This window comes from Sphingobium estronivorans, from assembly GCF_008692605.1.
In the GTDB taxonomy this organism is placed as follows: domain Bacteria; phylum Pseudomonadota; class Alphaproteobacteria; order Sphingomonadales; family Sphingomonadaceae; genus Sphingobium; species Sphingobium estronivorans.
On the sequence record NZ_LFCT01000005.1, the window covers coordinates 34,003 to 50,425 of the forward strand.

19 protein-coding genes are annotated in these 16,423 nt (G+C 63.8%); 7 read left to right on the forward strand and 12 right to left on the reverse strand.

All coding sequences use genetic code 11. The features are described from left to right. Positions 1-3: 3 nt before the first annotated feature. The 8 genes from F7P65_RS05350 to F7P65_RS05385 form a co-directional block, all read right to left on the reverse strand. Positions 4-801, reverse strand: coding sequence for a TrmH family RNA methyltransferase (locus tag F7P65_RS05350; protein ID WP_150290730.1), 798 nt, complete (start codon positions 799-801; stop codon positions 4-6). A gap of 74 nt (positions 802-875) precedes the next feature. Next, a complete protein-coding gene (locus F7P65_RS05355; RefSeq protein WP_150290731.1) occupies positions 876-1,871 on the reverse strand; it encodes a sensor domain-containing diguanylate cyclase in 996 nt (331 codons plus the stop codon). A 119-nt stretch (positions 1,872-1,990) separates the two neighbouring features. Next, the gene (locus F7P65_RS05360; RefSeq protein WP_025547580.1) at positions 1,991-2,263 is read right to left on the reverse strand and encodes an HPr family phosphocarrier protein; all 273 of its coding nucleotides are present in this window, start codon (positions 2,261-2,263) and stop codon (positions 1,991-1,993) included. Further along, a complete protein-coding gene (locus F7P65_RS05365) occupies positions 2,260-2,664 on the reverse strand; it encodes a PTS sugar transporter subunit IIA (protein ID WP_150290732.1) in 405 nt (134 codons plus the stop codon). The genes F7P65_RS05360 and F7P65_RS05365 overlap by 4 nt, the downstream gene beginning before the upstream one ends. Positions 2,665-2,686: 22 nt before the next feature. Continuing rightward, positions 2,687-3,625: an RNase adapter RapZ gene (gene rapZ, locus F7P65_RS05370; protein ID WP_150290733.1), complete on the reverse strand. Its 939-nt coding sequence runs from the start codon at positions 3,623-3,625 to the stop codon at positions 2,687-2,689. Beyond that, positions 3,622-4,074, reverse strand: coding sequence for an HPr kinase/phosphorylase (locus F7P65_RS05375; protein WP_150290734.1), 453 nt, complete (start codon positions 4,072-4,074; stop codon positions 3,622-3,624). Before F7P65_RS05375 ends, rapZ begins: the two co-directional genes overlap by 4 nt. A 120-nt stretch (positions 4,075-4,194) precedes the next feature. Continuing rightward, the gene (locus tag F7P65_RS05380; protein ID WP_150290735.1) at positions 4,195-5,790 is read right to left on the reverse strand and encodes a sensor histidine kinase; all 1,596 of its coding nucleotides are present in this window, start codon (positions 5,788-5,790) and stop codon (positions 4,195-4,197) included. Then, positions 5,756-6,463: a response regulator transcription factor gene (locus F7P65_RS05385; protein WP_150290736.1), complete on the reverse strand. Its 708-nt coding sequence runs from the start codon at positions 6,461-6,463 to the stop codon at positions 5,756-5,758. The genes F7P65_RS05380 and F7P65_RS05385 overlap by 35 nt, the downstream gene beginning before the upstream one ends. A 302-nt stretch (positions 6,464-6,765) precedes the next feature. On the opposite strand from F7P65_RS05385, the gene F7P65_RS05390 reads away from it, so the two are divergent. The 4 genes from F7P65_RS05390 (at position 6,766) to F7P65_RS05405 (ending at position 10,103) form a co-directional block, all read left to right on the forward strand. Beyond that, on the forward strand, positions 6,766-8,361 hold the full coding sequence (locus F7P65_RS05390; protein ID WP_150290737.1) for a phosphoenolpyruvate carboxykinase: 1,596 nt from the start codon (positions 6,766-6,768) through the stop codon (positions 8,359-8,361). Positions 8,362-8,478: 117 nt separating this feature from the next. Continuing rightward, positions 8,479-8,796 (forward strand): hypothetical protein, encoded by a 318-nt coding sequence (locus F7P65_RS05395; protein ID WP_150290738.1) that lies wholly within the window; start codon positions 8,479-8,481, stop codon positions 8,794-8,796. A 138-nt stretch (positions 8,797-8,934) separates the two neighbouring features. Further along, positions 8,935-9,141 carry a hypothetical protein gene (locus tag F7P65_RS05400; protein WP_150290739.1) on the forward strand — a complete coding sequence of 69 codons (207 nt, stop codon included), beginning with the start codon at positions 8,935-8,937 and terminating at the stop codon, positions 9,139-9,141. A 146-nt stretch (positions 9,142-9,287) separates the two neighbouring features. Continuing rightward, positions 9,288-10,103, forward strand: a complete 816-nt coding sequence (locus F7P65_RS05405; protein WP_150290740.1) for a ferredoxin--NADP reductase — start codon at positions 9,288-9,290, stop codon at positions 10,101-10,103. Between the two features lie 157 nt (positions 10,104-10,260). On the opposite strand, the gene F7P65_RS05410 is transcribed toward F7P65_RS05405, so the two are convergent. Then, positions 10,261-10,707 (reverse strand): NfeD family protein, encoded by a 447-nt coding sequence (locus F7P65_RS05410; RefSeq protein ID WP_150290741.1) that lies wholly within the window; start codon positions 10,705-10,707, stop codon positions 10,261-10,263. Next, positions 10,704-11,672: an SPFH domain-containing protein gene (locus F7P65_RS05415; protein WP_150290742.1), complete on the reverse strand. Its 969-nt coding sequence runs from the start codon at positions 11,670-11,672 to the stop codon at positions 10,704-10,706. Before F7P65_RS05415 ends, F7P65_RS05410 begins: the two co-directional genes overlap by 4 nt. Before the next feature lie 95 nt (positions 11,673-11,767). Here F7P65_RS05415 and F7P65_RS05420 point away from each other — a divergent pair, with 95 nt between their 5' ends. Further along, on the forward strand, positions 11,768-12,583 hold the full coding sequence (locus F7P65_RS05420) for an HpcH/HpaI aldolase/citrate lyase family protein (RefSeq protein WP_150290743.1): 816 nt from the start codon (positions 11,768-11,770) through the stop codon (positions 12,581-12,583). Positions 12,584-13,197: 614 nt separating this feature from the next. Then, on the forward strand, positions 13,198-13,587 hold the full coding sequence (locus F7P65_RS22305; protein WP_240334212.1) for a hypothetical protein: 390 nt from the start codon (positions 13,198-13,200) through the stop codon (positions 13,585-13,587). Positions 13,588-13,647: 60 nt separating this feature from the next. On the opposite strand, the gene F7P65_RS05430 is transcribed toward F7P65_RS22305, so the two are convergent. Both F7P65_RS05430 and ubiG read right to left on the reverse strand, forming a co-directional pair. Beyond that, positions 13,648-14,244 carry a YdeI/OmpD-associated family protein gene (locus F7P65_RS05430; RefSeq protein WP_150290744.1) on the reverse strand — a complete coding sequence of 199 codons (597 nt, stop codon included), beginning with the start codon at positions 14,242-14,244 and terminating at the stop codon, positions 13,648-13,650. A 6-nt stretch (positions 14,245-14,250) separates the two neighbouring features. Continuing rightward, positions 14,251-14,988, reverse strand: coding sequence for a bifunctional 2-polyprenyl-6-hydroxyphenol methylase/3-demethylubiquinol 3-O-methyltransferase UbiG (ubiG, locus tag F7P65_RS05435; protein WP_150290745.1), 738 nt, complete (start codon positions 14,986-14,988; stop codon positions 14,251-14,253). A gap of 97 nt (positions 14,989-15,085) precedes the next feature. Between ubiG and F7P65_RS05440 the strand changes: the two genes are divergently transcribed. Further along, a complete protein-coding gene (locus tag F7P65_RS05440) occupies positions 15,086-16,351 on the forward strand; it encodes an aspartate kinase (RefSeq protein ID WP_150290746.1) in 1,266 nt (421 codons plus the stop codon). The last annotated feature ends 72 nt before the right edge of the window (positions 16,352-16,423 follow it).

A 16,423-nucleotide genomic window follows, 5' to 3' on the forward strand; every position in this document is an offset into this window, starting at 1 on the left:
CATTTATTTCGCTCTTTTCTGATTCAGCAATTCATAGGCCATCACCGCGCAGGCCACCGCCGCGTTCAGGCTGTCGGCCTTGCCCAGCATCGGCATCTTCACCAGCAGGTCGCACTCCGCCTCATAGCTTTCGGGCAGGCCCTGCGCTTCATTGCCGACCAGCAGGAAGCTGGGGCTTTGGTAGCGGGGTTCCTGATAGTCATGCGTGGCCTTCAGGCTGGTGCCGATCAATTCGCCCGGCCCTTCGCGCAGCCAGTGCATGAACTCGCCCCAGCGCGCCTGGGTGATCGACTGGGTGAAGAGGGCGCCCATGCTGGCGCGCACGGATTCCACCGAAAACGGGTCGACGCAATCGTCGATCAGGATGAGGCCGCCCGCGCCCACCGCGTCTCCGGTACGCAGGATCGTGCCCAGATTGCCAGGATCGCGCAGCGACTGGGCGACGATCCAGATATCCGCCTTGCTCCGGTCAAGCTTCGCCAGCGGGGTCAGCCGGTCGCGATAGACGCCGACCACTGCCTGGGCATTGTCTTTGCCGGAAATCTTGGAGAGAATATCGGGCGTGGTTTCGATGACGTCGCCGCCCGCCGTCTCCATCGCCGCGATCAGTTCCGCAGCGAGGGGGTGGGTCGATCCGGCATGGAACAGCATGTCCGGCAGCACGCCTTCCTCGCGGGCTTCCGTGAGGATGCGCAGGCCCTCCGCCAGGAACAGCCCCTCGGCCTTGCGGAATTTCTTCTCGCGCAAGGCGCGGACGCGCTTCACCAGCGGGTTGGAAAATCCGGTGATTTCTCGCGCCACGATCCTGTCTCAAGCCTCTTCAAGGTCCGTCGAAGCGGCCTCTCTATAGGGGGATCGGGGAAAAGGGTAGGGGGTCAGGTCGCGTGCAGGGCATCATGCCGGGCGACCGCGATGCGGTTGCGGCCCGAACGCTTGGCTTCGTAGAGCGCCATGTCCGCCACCGCCAGCCAGCTTTCGCATGTCGACCAGTCGCCGCGCGCCTCCGCCACGCCGAAGCTGACGGTGACGCGGAGAGCTGGCGTGCCGGGGATTTCGGTCGCGGCAATCGCCTCGCAGAAGCGCTGCGCTGCCTTGGCCGCATCGGCCTCGCCGGTTTCAGGCAACAATATGCCGAATTCCTCGCCGCCCAATCGGCCGAGCGAATCGCTGGGCCGTTGCAGGCCCGCGCAAAGCCGGGCGATGCTGCGGATCACGCGATCTCCGACGGGATGGCCGTGATTGTCGTTGATCTGCTTGAAATGATCGATGTCGAACAGCAACAGGCTCGCGGGCCGCTGATGGCGTTCGAACAGGGCCACGGCGCGGTTCATTTCGCTGAGGAACGCGCGGCGGGTGAGCGCGCCGGTCAAATGGTCGCGCTCGGCGATTCGGCGCAGTTCGAGCTGTTCGACAACCAGCGCCGCCAGATTGTGCAATATGGCGATCTGGCCGGGGTCGAACTCGCGGGGCACGGTGTCGATCGCGCAGAGCGAACCGATATTGTAGCCGTCCGGCGTTTCGAGCGGGACGCCCGCATAGCTGCGGATATTGGGGTCGCCGGTGACGAGCGGATTGTCGCAGAAACGGGCATCCTCCCGCGCGTCGGCGATCACCATCGGCGCCCGTTGGCGGATGGTATAATCACAAAAGGCGACGTTTCGCGGGGTTTCGCTGGCATCCAGACCTGCCAGCGATTTGAACCATTGCCGATCCTCGTCGACCAGCGAAACCGCGGAAATCGGCACGCCTAAAACGCTGCGCACCAGATCGGTGATCCGGTCGAAACCAGGCTCTCTTGGCGTGTCCAGCACTTCGTAGCGATCGAGCGCGGCCAGACGCGCGGGTTCGTCCATCAGCTTCGGATCGAGCATTGCCAATTGCACCTCAATGGGTGACGCAGCCTCTCTTGCGTCCCGCGACTCTCGTTCAATCTTGTCCCGTGATAATCGCTCGGCGTTTCTTAACAAAGGCTTGGCGGATTCGATCCGCCTTATTCCTCGCCGAACTTGTCCTCGACCAGCGTGACCAGCTTGCCCAGCGAATCGGCGGCCTCGGGACCGGTGGCGCTGATGACGATGCTGTCGCCCATCGCCGCGCCCAGCATCATCAGGCCCATGATCGAGGTGCCGGTGACTTCGCTGCCGTCCTTGCGCACGGTGATCTGCGCGGGAAGGCCGCTGGCCAGGGTCACGAATTTCGCGCTGGCGCGGGCGTGGAGGCCCCGTCGATTGCTGATCCTGACTTCCTGGCTGATTTCGCTCATGTGGTGCTGCCCAACAATTCCGACGCGACGCTGATATATTTCTGACCCGCTTCCCGCGCCGCGGCGACGGCCTGGCGCACGTCCATGATCTTGCGCGCGCTTTCCAGGCGAATCAGCATGGGGAGGTTGATGCCCGCGATCACCTCGATCTCGCCGGCCTTCAGCAGCGAAATGGCCAGGTTGGACGGGGTGCCGCCGAACAGATCGGTGAGCAGAATCACGCCTGAGCCGTCATTGACGCGCGCGACCGCATTCGCGATGTCGGCGCGGCGCATTTCCATGTCGTCCTCCGGCCCGATGCAGATGGTTTCGATCTGCTGTTGCGGACCGACCACATGCTCCATCGCGACGACAAATTCCGTCGCCAGCGCTCCATGGGTGACGAGTACCAGTCCTATCATCTACTTACGTGGCCCACCTGTTTCATGATTTTGCTTTCGGGCCTCCCGGTCTGCGCTTCTCCAGGGCGTCCTGGGGCGCTGATTCCATATTTCGGTGCGAGACCGTGGGCGAAAAGCCCGCATCTTGCAAGTATCTGGCGACACGTTCGGCCACATGAACCGAACGATGGCGACCGCCCGTACATCCGAAAGCAACGGTAATGTAGCTTTTTCCGCTTTCCGCATAGCGCGGCAGCAGCAGGGTCAGCAATTGTTCGATCCGCCCGACCGCTTCCTCATAGGCGGGATCCGCCATGATATAAGCGGCGACATCGGGATCGAGGCCGGTGTTCGGACGCAATGTCTCGTCCCAATGCGGATTGCGCAGGAAGCGCATGTCGAACATCAGGTCGGCGTTCAACGGCACCCCGCGCGAATAGCCGAAGGACAGGATCGTCAGCACCGGGTCCGACAGTCCGTCGCGCGAGAATCGGTTGCGGATTTCCTGCTGCAACGCATTGCTGCTGAGGCTGCTGGTGTCGATCACCTGGGTCGCCCAGCGGCGCAGCGGCTCGGTCAGCTCGCGTTCGCGGGCAATGCCGTCGCGGGCGGGGCGGTCGGACGCCAGCGGATGGCGGCGGCGCGTCTCGGCAAAGCGGCGCTCCAGTTCCGCGCCCGAACAATCGAGGAACAGCGTCTCCACATCATGGCCATGGCGGGAACGCAGCGCCTTGATCCGCTGCACGATGGCGCCGGCGTCGAAGCCGCGGGTGCGCGCGTCGATGCCCAGCGCCAGCGGCCGCTCGATGCCCTCGTCATGTCCTTCGGGCAGCGGCGTGTCGAGCAGCCGGTCGAGCAGCACCAGCGGCAGATTGTCGACCACCTCCCAACCCATATCCTCCAGCGTCTTGAGCGCGGTGGTCTTGCCCGCCCCCGACAGGCCCGAAACGAGCAGGATGGTCTTGCGTGTTTCGGAACTCACGACAGGCTCATGCTCTTCAAGCCCATGCTCCGGACGGCCAGTTCCACCTTGATCGGGGCGGAGGCTTCGAAGGGGGCGAGCCGCACCACGGGCACGTCGATGCCGGCAATGGCCCGCACCGCCGTTTCCGGCGGCATGCGCTCCACCGTGTTGCTAAGGTCGACGGCGAGCGCCACCGGAGCGTTGTCGGCATGGGGCATGTCGATGAGGCCAAGGCCGCGCACCTCCATCATGCCGACGATACGGTCGGGCGCGCGGGCGAACAGGCGCCCCTCAATGGCATGCACGCGTGTATAGTCATCGCTGACCAGCATGGCGCCGCGATCGATCAGGCGCAGCGCCAGGTCGGACTTGCCCATGCCGCTTGGGCCGCAGAGCAGCACGGCATGGCCCTGAATCGCCACGCTGGTCGCGTGAAGGGTTTCGCAGGAAGAGGGTGTCGACGCCATATCGCCTTATCGCTTTGCCGCCATGTTAGCTCTTGTTGTGATGGGTGGAAATGGAATTAGCGGAAGGGGGCCTCATTATGCAGGGCGCCAGATGCGCCGCCGCGCTTTCCGGGCTGTTCTCTATTCCGAAACGATGCCCGGATCGCGCGCCACCGCCATGGGCAGGCGCACGATGAAGCAGGCGCCGCTTTGCGCATCCTTGCGGTCCGCGATGCCGATTTTGCCCTGATGCCCCTCCACGATGGAGCGGGCGATGGCGAGGCCGAGGCCCGAATGCTTGCCGAAGGTCTCATGTTCCGGCCGGACGCTATGGAAACGGCGGAAGACATGCTCGCGCTCGCCCTCGGGGACGCCGGGGCCTTCATCCTCGACGCTGACCAGAACTTCATCGTCCGCGACGGTGGCGACGATCTGCACCAGCCCATCGTCGGGGGAGAAGGAGATCGCGTTGTCGATCAGATTGTCGAGCACGCGCACGATCCGCTGTTCCTCGCCCAGCGCGACGGCCACATTCTTGCGCGGGCGGGCGAAGGCCAGGCGCACGCCACGGGGCACGCCGCGCGCTTCCCGGGCGACGACCATCCGCTCGATCAGCAGGCCGAGATCGATGGGTTCGAAACGGGTGCGGGAAAGCTGGGCATCGATGCGGGAGGCTTCGGCAATGTCCGTGACCAGCCGGTCGAGCCGCCGCACATCGTCCTGCGCGATGGCCATCAATTGCGCGCGCAGGTCGGGCTTGTCCACCCGGTCGAGCGCGTCGAGCGCGGAGCGGAGCGAGGCAATGGGGTTCTTCAGTTCATGGCTGACATCGGCGGCGAAAGCGTCGGTGGCATCGATCCGCTGGCGCAGCGCATGGCTCATGTCCGACAGGGCGCGGGCCAGCATGCCGATCTCGTCGCGGCGGTCGGGCAGGCGCGGCACCGTCACCTCGCGCGCGCGGCCGAGCCGCACCCGCACCGCCGCGCGGGCGAGCCGCTGCAACGGCTGGACGATGGTGCGCGCCAGGAAGAGCGAGAGCAGCACCGACGCCAGCATCGCCGCCGCCAGCACCATGCCCAGCCGGAAGCGTTCGGCCCGGACAGTGCGGGTGATGTCGCGGGCATTTTCGGTCGCGAGCAGGCTAGAGCCGTCCTTCATGTTCACCGCGGCGGAGATCATGAAGGTGCGGTCGGGCGCATAACGGTTCATCGTCTGCGCCTGTCCGGTCTTGCGCGCCAGCACCATTTCGGGCCAGGCCTGCGCCCGGTCGACCGCCGGTTCCTCGAAATTGGGCGGTCGGTCGGCGGAAACGATGCGGTCGACGGCCTTGTCGAGGAAGCGGGCGACATGGCGCTGCCATTCCTCCTCCTCCGGCAGGCGCAGGCGGTAGCTCGGCGCCGCCAAGGTGAAGCTGTCCGCGATCAGCCGGCCATCGCGGTCATAGCGGCGCACCCGGTCGCTCGTCTGCCGCGAATAGGCCGCGATCAGGGCGTTCTGCCGCTCGGCAGGCGCATTTTCCAGGCCGATGGCCAGCAGCTTCAGTTCGCGCGCCGACTGGTCCAGCCGTTCATCGACGATTCGCGTGCGATAGCTGTCGAGATAGAAGAAGCCGCCCGCCAGCAGCGCCAGCGCGAACACATTGACCGCCAGGATGCGCGGGGTCAGGCTGATCCGTCCGGACCAGTTCCACCCCGCGCCCGCGTCATCCTTCTTCGGAGAAACGGTAGCCGGCGCCATAAAGGGTATCGATTGCGTTGAATTCGGAGTCGGCTTCGCGGAACTTGCGGCGAAGGCGCTTGATGTGGCTGTCGATGGTGCGGTCGTCGACATAGACGTCATCCTGATAGGCGGCATCCATCAGTTGGTTGCGGTTCTTGACCACGCCCGGCCGCTGGGCGAGCGTTTCGAGGATCAGGAATTCCGTCACCGTCAGCGTGACGTCGCGGCCCATCCATTTCACCCGGTGCCGGGCCGGATCCATTTCCAGCCGGCCACGAACGATCGGGTCGGCCACCGGCTCGTCCGAGGCGGCGTCGGCGCGACTCACCTCGGTCCGGCGCAGGATGGCGCGGATGCGCGCGATCAGCAGCCGCTGGGAAAAGGGCTTGCTGATATAATCGTCGGCGCCCATGGCGAGGCCCAGCGCCTCATCCAGTTCATCCGCCTTGGACGTCAGGAAGATGACCGGCATATGGCTTTTCTCGCGCAGGCGGCGCAGCAATTCCAGACCGTCCATGCGCGGCATCTTGATGTCGAACACGGCGAGGTCCGCCGGATTTTCGACCAGCGCCTTCAACGCCGCTTCCGGGTCGGAATAAAGGCGCGTCATGAACCCCTCCGTCTGCAACGCGATCGATACAGAGGTCAGGATATTCTTGTCATCGTCCACCAGCGCGATGGTTGCGGTCATGCTTCGTCCCGGAAAAATCGTGGGATGGAAAAGGGGAAACGGTCAGTCCAGCGTTAGACCATGCCCGCTCCGCCCGCAAGGAAGGTGCTGGGACAGGTTTATGCGGTGTAGCCATGGGTATTCGGGATAAACGCGGGAGTTGCACGGTTTCCGGGGGTTTGACGCACCTACCGCAAAGGCTTATGGGCCTTTTGTCTGCAGCAACGGACGTCAGCGGCATCGAGATCGCGACGGCGAGAAGCGGACCGGTCGTGAACATGATAAGATGGCGACCGGACATAATGATATTCAGGAGCAAAGGCGTGCAGGCCAAATCCTCTTTCACCCTGGACCGGCAGGGCATTTCCACCAAAGCCGCGCAACATTGGAATCTGGGCACCGCGCCCCTGGTCGAAGCCGCGCTCGCCAATGGCGAAGGCATGATGGCCAAGGACGGTCCGCTGGTCGTCAAGACCGGCAAGCATACTGGACGTTCGGCCTCCGACAAGTTCATCGTCAAGGATGCGGAAACCGAAAACACCGTCTGGTGGGGCAAGACCAACGTCCCCATGACGCCCGAGCATTTCGCCGCGCTGAAAGAAGATTTCTTCAAGGCTCTGGGCGAGAAGGACAAGCTCTACGTCGCCGATCTCTTCGGCGGATCGCAGCCCGAATATCGCGTCAACGTCCGCGTCATCAACGAACTGGCCTGGCATAACCTGTTCATCCGCACCCTGCTGGTCCGTCCGGCGGCCGGGGAACTGGCGGATTTCGCCCCCGAATATACGATCATCGACCTGCCGACCTTCAAGGCCGATCCGGCCCGCCACGGCAGCCGCGGCGAGACGGTGATCGCGGTCAACTTTTCCGAAAAGCTGATCCTGATCGGCGGCACCCGTTATGCCGGCGAGATGAAGAAGTCGGTGTTCGGCATTCTCAACTATCTGCTGCCCACGCAGGGCGTGATGCCGATGCACTGTTCGGCCAATATCGGTCCCGATGGCGATACCGCCGTCTTCTTCGGCCTGTCGGGCACCGGCAAGACCACCCTGTCCGCCGATGCCAGCCGCACGCTGATCGGTGACGACGAACATGGCTGGTCGGACACCGCCGTCTTCAATTTCGAGGGCGGCTGCTATGCCAAGATGATCAACCTGTCGGCCGAGGCCGAGCCGGAGATCTTCGCCACCACCAAGCGCTTCGGCACGGTGCTGGAAAATGTCGTGATCGACGAGGAAACGCGCGAGATCGACCTGGACGACAACAGCCTGGCCGAGAACAGCCGCGGTTCCTATCCGATCGACTTCATCCCGAACACGTCGGAAAAGAATCTGGGGCCGGTGCCGAAGAACATCATCTTCCTCACCGCCGATGCCTATGGCGTGCTGCCGCCGATCGCGCGGCTGACGCCGGACCAGGCCATGTACCACTTCCTCTCGGGCTATACCGCGCGCGTCGCGGGGACCGAGATCGGCGTGACCGAGCCTTCGGCGACCTTCTCGACCTGCTTTGGCGCGCCCTTCATGCCGCGCCACCCATCGGTCTACGGCAATCTGCTGAAAGAGCGGATCAACAAGGGTGGCGTCACCTGCTGGCTGGTCAACACCGGCTGGACCGGCGGCAAATATGGCGTCGGCAAGCGCATGCCGATCAAGGTCACGCGCGCTTTGCTCAACGCGGCGCTGGACGGCAGCCTCAACAATGCCGAATTCCGCACCGATCCGAACTTCGGTTTCGAAGTGCCGGTCGCGGTGCCGGGCGTCGAATCGGCCATGCTCGATCCGCGGGCGACCTGGGCCGACAAGGCGGCCTATGACGAGACGGCCTCGAAGCTGGTGAAGCAGTTCGTCGACAATTTCGCCCAGTTCGTTGATCATGTCGATGAATCCGTGCGGGATGCGGCGCTGACCGCCGCCTGACGCCACGATCGTCCGCAAGCGGCAGAGAGAGGCCGGGGATAGGCTCCCCGGCCTCTTTTGCTTTCTGTTCCCGCAAGACAATGCTATCCTGCATCAAATTCTGCAGGGATTTGTCCTATGGCTATGTTCGATGATCTTCTGGGCAATATGGGCGGGCTTGAAGCGGTAGCCGGCAAGATCGGCCTGCAACCGGAACAGATGCAGGCGCTGATGAACGAAATCGGCGGCAAGATCGGCTCGGGCGAAACCGATGTCGCCGCGCTGGCGACCACGGCGGCCGAACATGGCGTGTCAGCCGATAAATTGCAGGAGCTTTTCGCGCATTTCGGCGGGCCCGAAGCGATGTTGTCGAAGCTGGGCGGGCTGTTCGACCGGGATGGCGACGGCAATCCGCTCAATGAACTGGGCAATCTGGCCAAGGGTCTTTTCGGCTAAGGCCGACCGCTTCCGAGAATTATTTGCCGTCTCGCCACGGGCATACCCTGCTTTGGGTATGGCTTTGGATAGATAAAGGACTATGGGCGCTGCCCGGGGCATGGCCGCATTTCGCGACCATGGGCAAGGGAAGCTACCATGATCGGGGAGATGCTGCGGGACAGCGCCGCCATGATGGCGATGTTGAGCGTTCAAGGTCCGATGCCGGGCCACTATCTGGCCAATGAGCAGAGGCAGGACGGCGCCTGCGTTCAGGTCGGAATTTTTCACGCGCCACCGCATGGGGAGCCGCTCTGCTGCGTACCCGACCGGCGCGCAAATCCCCGCCTCTGTCCCCGCGCCTGATCGTCAGCTTTCCTGGCGACAAGTTTTTTTCGCCTTGCCTTCCCCCGCCCGTGAGCGCATTCGCGCTGCATAGCTTATTGCGAAGCCCACGCAACTGACGTTCCTTGCGGGCGTTGGCGGATGTGGATTTGGCAGGGGAAAAGATTTTGAACGACGTGACCATCGAAAAGCCGGTACTGGAACCGACCGGCGCGCTCTCCGTGGAAACCGTGCTGTCGGTGAAGCACTGGAACGAGCATTTGTTCAGCTTCCGCATCACGCGGCCGGCCAGCTTCCGCTTCCGTTCGGGCGAATTCGTCATGATCGGTTTGCAGGGCGAGAACGGCAAGCCGCTGCTGCGCGCCTATTCGGTCGCCAGCCCGTCCTGGGACGAGGAACTGGAATTTCTGTCGATCAAGGTGCAGGACGGCCCGCTGACCTCCAAGCTCCAGTTGATCCAGCCGGGCGACCAGATCTATCTGGGCCGCAAGCCGACCGGTACGCTGGTCACCGACGCGCTGCTGCCCGGCAAGCGGCTGTTCATGCTGTCGACGGGCACGGGCCTTGCACCGTTCCTCAGCCTGGCGCGCGACCCGGACGTCTATGAATTTTACGAGCAGGTCGTCGTGGTCCATTCGGTTCGCCGGGTGAGCGATCTGGCCTTCCATGACGAACTGACCGGCAAGCTGGCGGAAGACCCGCTGGTGGCCGAGCAGGCGGGGGCGCAGTTCCATTATGTGCCGACCGTGACGCGTGAGCCGTTCCGCAACAATGTCCGCATCGACAAGCTGATGGAGACGGGCGCGCTGTTCGAAGGCATTCCGGGCGACGCCAGGTTCAACCCGGAAACCGACCGGATCATGATGTGCGGCAGCATGGAGATGATCAAGCAGTTCGGCGCCTATTTCGAGGAACAGGGCTTTGCCGAAGGGTCCAACGCTGCACCGGGCGCTTATGTGATCGAGCGGGCATTCGTCGGCTGATCGTTCGTTGCACGGGCTTTGGTTAAGCCCGTGCGGCGCTTGAGCATGTCCAAGGCGTGATGCGTCAGCATCTCAGCGCCTTGCTATAAAAAGGGGGCTGGCGGTGACGCCGGCCCTTTTTATTTGGGTGTCGGGTTTCCGCCGGAAAACCAGCCCTTCAGGCCAGTTCCACGTTCAAAACCGATGCCTCCGCCCCGATCACCCTGACTTTCGTGCCCGCCGGCGCATCGGGGCCGCGGCACGACCAGACGCTGTCGCCGACTTTCACCCGGCCGCGACCATTGTCGATCGGTTCGACCAGGGTGACGATCTCGCCCACCAGCCGCGCCGTACGGTCATTGAGCAGCGGGTCCTGCGACGCTACCGGATTGCTGCTGTACCAGCGCCGTCCGCCCCAGACCGAAATGAGGCAGAGCGCGGCGAACAGCAGCAACTGGACCGGAATCGAGATCGGAAGGGCAAGGGCGACCAATCCCGTCACCGCCGCCGCGAGCGCCACCCAGATCAGGAAGACGCCGGGCAGAAGCACTTCGCCCACGCCCAGCAGCGCGGCGAAGATCAGCCAGCCCCAATGATCGTCCAGCACGTTGAGCCACGCCATCATGCCGGCCCTTGTCCGAACGGTCCGCGACGGGGCGGTGCGGGCTGCGGCGGGGTTGCTTCGCCGCCCAGCGCCTCCTTGGCAAGGGCGCCGATGCCGCCCAGCGTGCCGATCAGCTGCGTCGCCTCGACCGGGAAGAGGATGGTCTTGGCGTTGGGCGAGGTGGCGAACTGGCTCACCGCCTCCACATATTTCTGCGCGACGAAATAGTTGATCGCCTGCGCATTGCCGCTGGCGATGGCTTCGGACACCATCTGGGTGGCCTTGGCTTCGGCCTCCGCTTCGCGTTCACGCGCTTCCGCGTCGCGGAAGGCGGCTTCGCGGCGCCCTTCGGCCTCCAATATCTGGCTCTGCTTCTGCCCTTCGGCTTTCAGGATTTCCGATGCGCGCAGCCCCTCCGATTCCAGGATCAGCGCGCGCTTCTCCCGTTCCGCTTTCATCTGGCGGCCCATGGCGTTCACGATGTCGGCGGGCGGGCGGATGTCCTTCAATTCGACACGGGTGATCTTGATCCCCCAGGCGTTGGTGGCATGATCCACCACGGACAGCAGGCGGGCGTTGATCTCGTCGCGCTTGGACAGGGTTTCGTCCAGATCCATCGACCCCATCACCGTCCGCAGGTTGGTGGTCGCAAGCTGCATGATCGCGACATACAGTTCCGACACTTCATAGGCGGCCTTGGCCGCGTCGAGGACCTGAAAGAACACCACGCCGTCGACCGACACCATGGCATTGTCCTTGGTGATGATCTCCTGCCCCGGAATGTCGACCACCTGTTCCATCATGTTGATCTTCCGCCCGACCGCATAGAAGAAGGCCGGGTAGAAATTGAGGCCGGGGCGGGCGACTTCCGTGAAGCGGCCAAAGCGTTCGATCGTATATTGATAGCCCTGACGCACCACCTTGACGCTCACCGCCAGGTAGAACAGCACCAGAAATGTCACTGTCAGCGCGAATGTCGTCAGCATGGCTGTCTTCCCCCCTGAAACCTGCCTGGATTAAATCCGCTTGGACTATGCCGCGAAATCATTAACGGGAAAAGGGAAAGCCAAGGAGAGACATCATGTTGTTGCGCCATGCCCGTTCGCTGCTGTTCCTGCCGGCGTCGAACCCGCGCGCCATCGCCAAGGCGCGGGTCCTGCCGTGCGACATGGTGCTGCTCGATCTGGAAGATGCCGTGCCCGACGACCGCAAGGAAGAGGCGCTGGCCCATGCGGTCGAGGCGCTGGCGGAGGGCTTTGGCTCGCGGCTGACGGCGGTGCGCATCAATGTCGCGGGCGTTCCGTCGCACGGACGGGAAATGGTGGCGATGAAGACGTCGGCCGTCGATTATGTGGTGCTGCCCAAGGTCGAAAATCCCAAGCAGGTGAAGGACGTGTTCAGCGTCTGCCAGAAACCGGTGATCGCCATGATCGAAAGCGCGGCAGGCGTTCTGGCGGCGCCCGCGATCGCCGCGGGGGAGGGCTGCGCCGGGTTGTTCATGGGGAATAATGACCTGCGGCAGGATCTGGGCATTCCGCCGTCTGCCGGGCGCGAGGGACTGTCGCTGTCCTTGCAGGCCGTCATCCTGGCGGCGCGGGCAGTGCGGGTCGCCGTGTTCGATGGGGTGTTCAACCGGCTGGACGATGAGGCCGGGTTCGAAGCGGAATGCGCTGCCGGCCATGTGCTGGGCTTTGACGGCAAGACGCTGATCCATCCCAGCCAGGTGCCGGTCGCCAATCAGGTTTTCGGTCCCGATCCCCAGGCCGTGGCCGATGCGCGGCGGTTGGTGGAGGCAGCGACGGGCGGTGCGGAGCGCTTTGAGGGGCGCATGGTCGAAAGCATGCATGTGGAGGAAGCGAAAGCCCTGATCGCCCGAGCGGAAGCGGTGGGCGAATAGCGACAAGGGCAGCCATGGTTTTGCCCGATTTTCCCAAACCTGTCCCTCGATCGTCGTCGCGTTAAACGGGAAGGCGGAGCGGTGGCAATTAAGGATGAGGGCGCCTCCGTCGTTCGGAGGAATGGCCGCATTCCGGGATCGTTTCGGCTGCGTCCTTTATGCCACTGTCAAGTTAATAAACATGGCATTTTCATGGCAAAATGTTAATATTTTCTCAGCGGGGTCTGGTCGAGTCTGCGAGGTCCATCATGTCTAGATTGCGGATGGCGGTGGGAACCGCCTGCTGTTTTGGCGCGCTCTTTTTTGGCGGGGTTGCGGCGGCGGGGGAGGCGCAATGTTGGCAACCGCATGAAATAGAGGCGGCGCGAGTCAGGGATTTGCAGATCATGCTGATGCTGGGATCTTTGAAATGTCGGGCATCCAACAGCGAAATATCGACGAAATACGACAAGTTCTACGAGAAGTCAGGGAGTCTTGATAAATATAATAATGCGCTGAAGCTGCATTTCATGCGGGAAGGTGGCATTGCTGGCGGTCAGGATGCTTATAATGATTTCATAACGCGCCTGGCCAATAGCCATACCGACGGCATGCAAACGGCGGGATTCTGTCAGATGGCGGATACATTGCTGTCATTGGCGACCAACGCCAATGAAAGCGAGATCGCGGTGCTGGCCCGGAATTTCGCGGAAAAACCCGCCGGCGTGGGCGATGTCTGCGAGATAGCGGTGGCAGCCCCTGCTGCGGCCCCGGCTATGGCCAAGGAAACGGCGGTGGCAAGCGATCCGCTTGCGGTTGCGGCCGCCACCGAGCCTGCCCCGGCGGCGCAGCAGGTGACGCCCCAGTCGGCGGCAGCAGCGCTGGAAGCCGCGGCCGCGGCGCTTCAGACGGCGGCTGCGTCCCTGAAGACGCAGCCTGCAACGCCGGTCAATGCCGCCGCGCCCGCTGACGGCAAGCCGGAGGTGCAACCGGCCGTCATGGCGTCGGCGAAGCCGGTAGGCTGAGTTTGGCGGGAACGGGACCGCGCATTTGGGGAGCGCGGTGCCGCCGATGTCATGCGCCCCTTATGACCGCTTTTCATATTTCCAGTTGCGGCCCTTGCCTTCCGCGATCCACGCCACGGCCTGCGCGATGCGTTTGTCGCGGGTGGCGTCGCTCTTCGCATCGTTGATCCACTCGCAATAGTCGCGGACCTTGCCGGGCGGGAAGGCTGCCCACACGGCCGTTGCCGCAGGATCGGCCTGAATTGCGGCGGCGAAGGCGGGGTGGAGGGGCAACGGTTCGCGCGCCTGCTTCGGGCCTGAGCGCGGTTTTTCGCCCGCATCGATCAACGCCATGGCCTGGGCGACCAGGGCGGTGAGTGTGGCGTCGTCGGGCAGGTCGTTCAGGCTGGCGATCCGGCCGAACTGGCCCATCGCCCCTTCGCTGGCGCCGTCCCTGGCGACCTTGTCATGCCAGAAGCCGAAGGCGACATGGGCCTTGAACCCCGCCATGTTGCAGAGATTCTGCCCTTTAAAGGTGAAGAAGGGCATCCCCCATTTGACCGCTTCCTCGATTTGCGGTGAGGCGGCGTGGACGACTCCCCGCAAATGGGTGAGGATCGGGCGGGCAAAATCGGCCTGCCGGGCGATATAGGCATCGACCTTCGGCTCGGTTGCCATCGTCGCTCAATCCCTCCGATGCCGGGCGGTCAGCAGATAGTTGATCGCCTTGTTGGCCGAGAGGGTGAAGCCATAGCGCGGATCGAAGCTGAGGCCGGTGCTGTCGGTGACGTCCAGGCCCGCGTCCTGGAGGAGGGCGGTCAGTTCCTCGGGATTGAGGAATTTGTGCCAGTCATGCGTCCCCTTGGGGATGCCGCCGATGCTTTCGCCGATCGTGATCATGGCCAGCCGGGACAGGGGCGTGCGGTTGGGCGTGGACAGGATCATCAGGCCGTCGGGCGCCAGCTTTGCCGCCAGCGCACAGACGAAGGCGGCGGGATCGGCGACATGCTCGATCACCTCCATGGACGTGACGAGGTCGAATCCGCTCGCCTCCAATTGCTCCACAGGGGTGGCGCGATAGTCGATGGCAATGCCCTGTCCCGCGGCATGGGCGCGGGCGACCGCGATATTTTCTTCCGCCGCGTCCAACGCGGTCACGTTGGCGCCCATGCGCGCCAATGGCTCCGCCAGCAACCCCGCGCCGCAGCCGACGTCGATGGCGCGCTTGCCGGAAAGAGGCCGAAATCCGCCGCTTCCCTGCGGCCAGTGATGGTCGATGGCGTTGCGGATATAGTGTAGCCGGACCGGGTTCAGCTTGTGCAGCATCGCGCTGGACCCATGCGGGTCCCACCAGTCGGCGGCCATCGTGCCGAAATGCGCGGCCTCGCGTGGGTCGATGGTTGATGTGGGTTCGCTTGCCATATTTGTATCCGCTGCTAATAGAGGCGCCGTTTTCGTTCCTCTGGGTCGCCCTAGGGGGACATTTTCTTTCCTACAACCAGGCAGGCTCGACAAGCAAATGGCGCGCATCGTGATGAAATTCGGCGGCACCTCCATGGCGGGGATGGAGCGAATTCGCAACGTGGCCGCGCGAGTCAAACATGTCGTCGAACAGGGCCATGAAGTCGCTGTCGTCGTGTCCGCCATGGCGGGCGAAACGGACCGGCTGGTCGGTTTCTGCAAGGAAGCCTCCGCGCTGTACGATCCGGCGGAATATGATGTCGTCGTCGCCAGCGGCGAGCAGGTGACGAGCGGTCTGCTTGCCATGACGCTCAAGGCCATGGGCGTGGACGCGCGCAGCTGGCTCGGCTGGCAGCTCCCGATCCGCACCAACGAAGCCCATGCCAAGGCGCGCATCGGGGAGATCGACACCATCGACCTGCTGGCGTCGATGCGTTCGGGCACCGTGGCGGTGATCCCCGGCTTCCAGGGCATGATGGAGGATGGCCGCATCTCGACCCTGGGCCGTGGCGGCTCGGATACCTCGGCGGTCGCGGTCGCGGCGGCGCTGAAGGCGGACCGTTGCGACATCTATACCGATGTCGACGGCGTCTACACCACCGACCCGCGCATCGTGGCGCGCGCGCGCAAGCTCGACCTCGTCACCTATGAGGAAATGCTGGAACTGGCTTCGGTCGGGGCCAAGGTGCTCCAGACCCGCTCGGTCGGCCTCGCCATGAAGGAAGGCGTGGTCGTGCAGGTGCTTTCCTCCTTCGATGATCCCACCCAGACCGACCTCCCCGGCACGCTGATCGTCAGCGAAGAGGAACTGGAAGCCAAGCTCAAGGAAGACAAGATGGAACGTCAGCTCATCACCGGCATCGCCCATGACAAGAATGAGGCGAAGATCACCCTGACCCGCGTGCCGGATCGTCCGGGCGCCGTGGCGCACATCTTCGCGCCGCTGGCCGATGCGGCGATCAACGTCGACATGATCATCCAGAATGTCGGTCGCGACAAGGGCGAGACGGACGTCACCTTCACCGTGCCGGGCGCGGATCTGGCGCGGGCGCTGGACGTGCTGGAAAGCCAGAAGGACATCATCGGCTTCAACCGGGTGATCCCCGATACGAAGGTCGCCAAGGTGTCCGTCGTCGGCGTCGGCATGAAGAGCCATGCAGGTGTCGCGTCGACCATGTTCCAGTCGCTGGCCGATCGTGGGATCAATATCCTCGCCATCTCGACCAGCGAGATCAAGGTCAGCGTGCTGATCGACGAGGACGAGACCGAACTGGCGGTGCGCGTGCTGCATACGGCATACGGGCTGGACGCGCCGGTCGCTTGATTTTTTCTTTCTCCGCCGTCAGGGGGAGAAATAGGAAGGGCGTGGGCGCTGCTTCGGCACGCCCCACCCCAA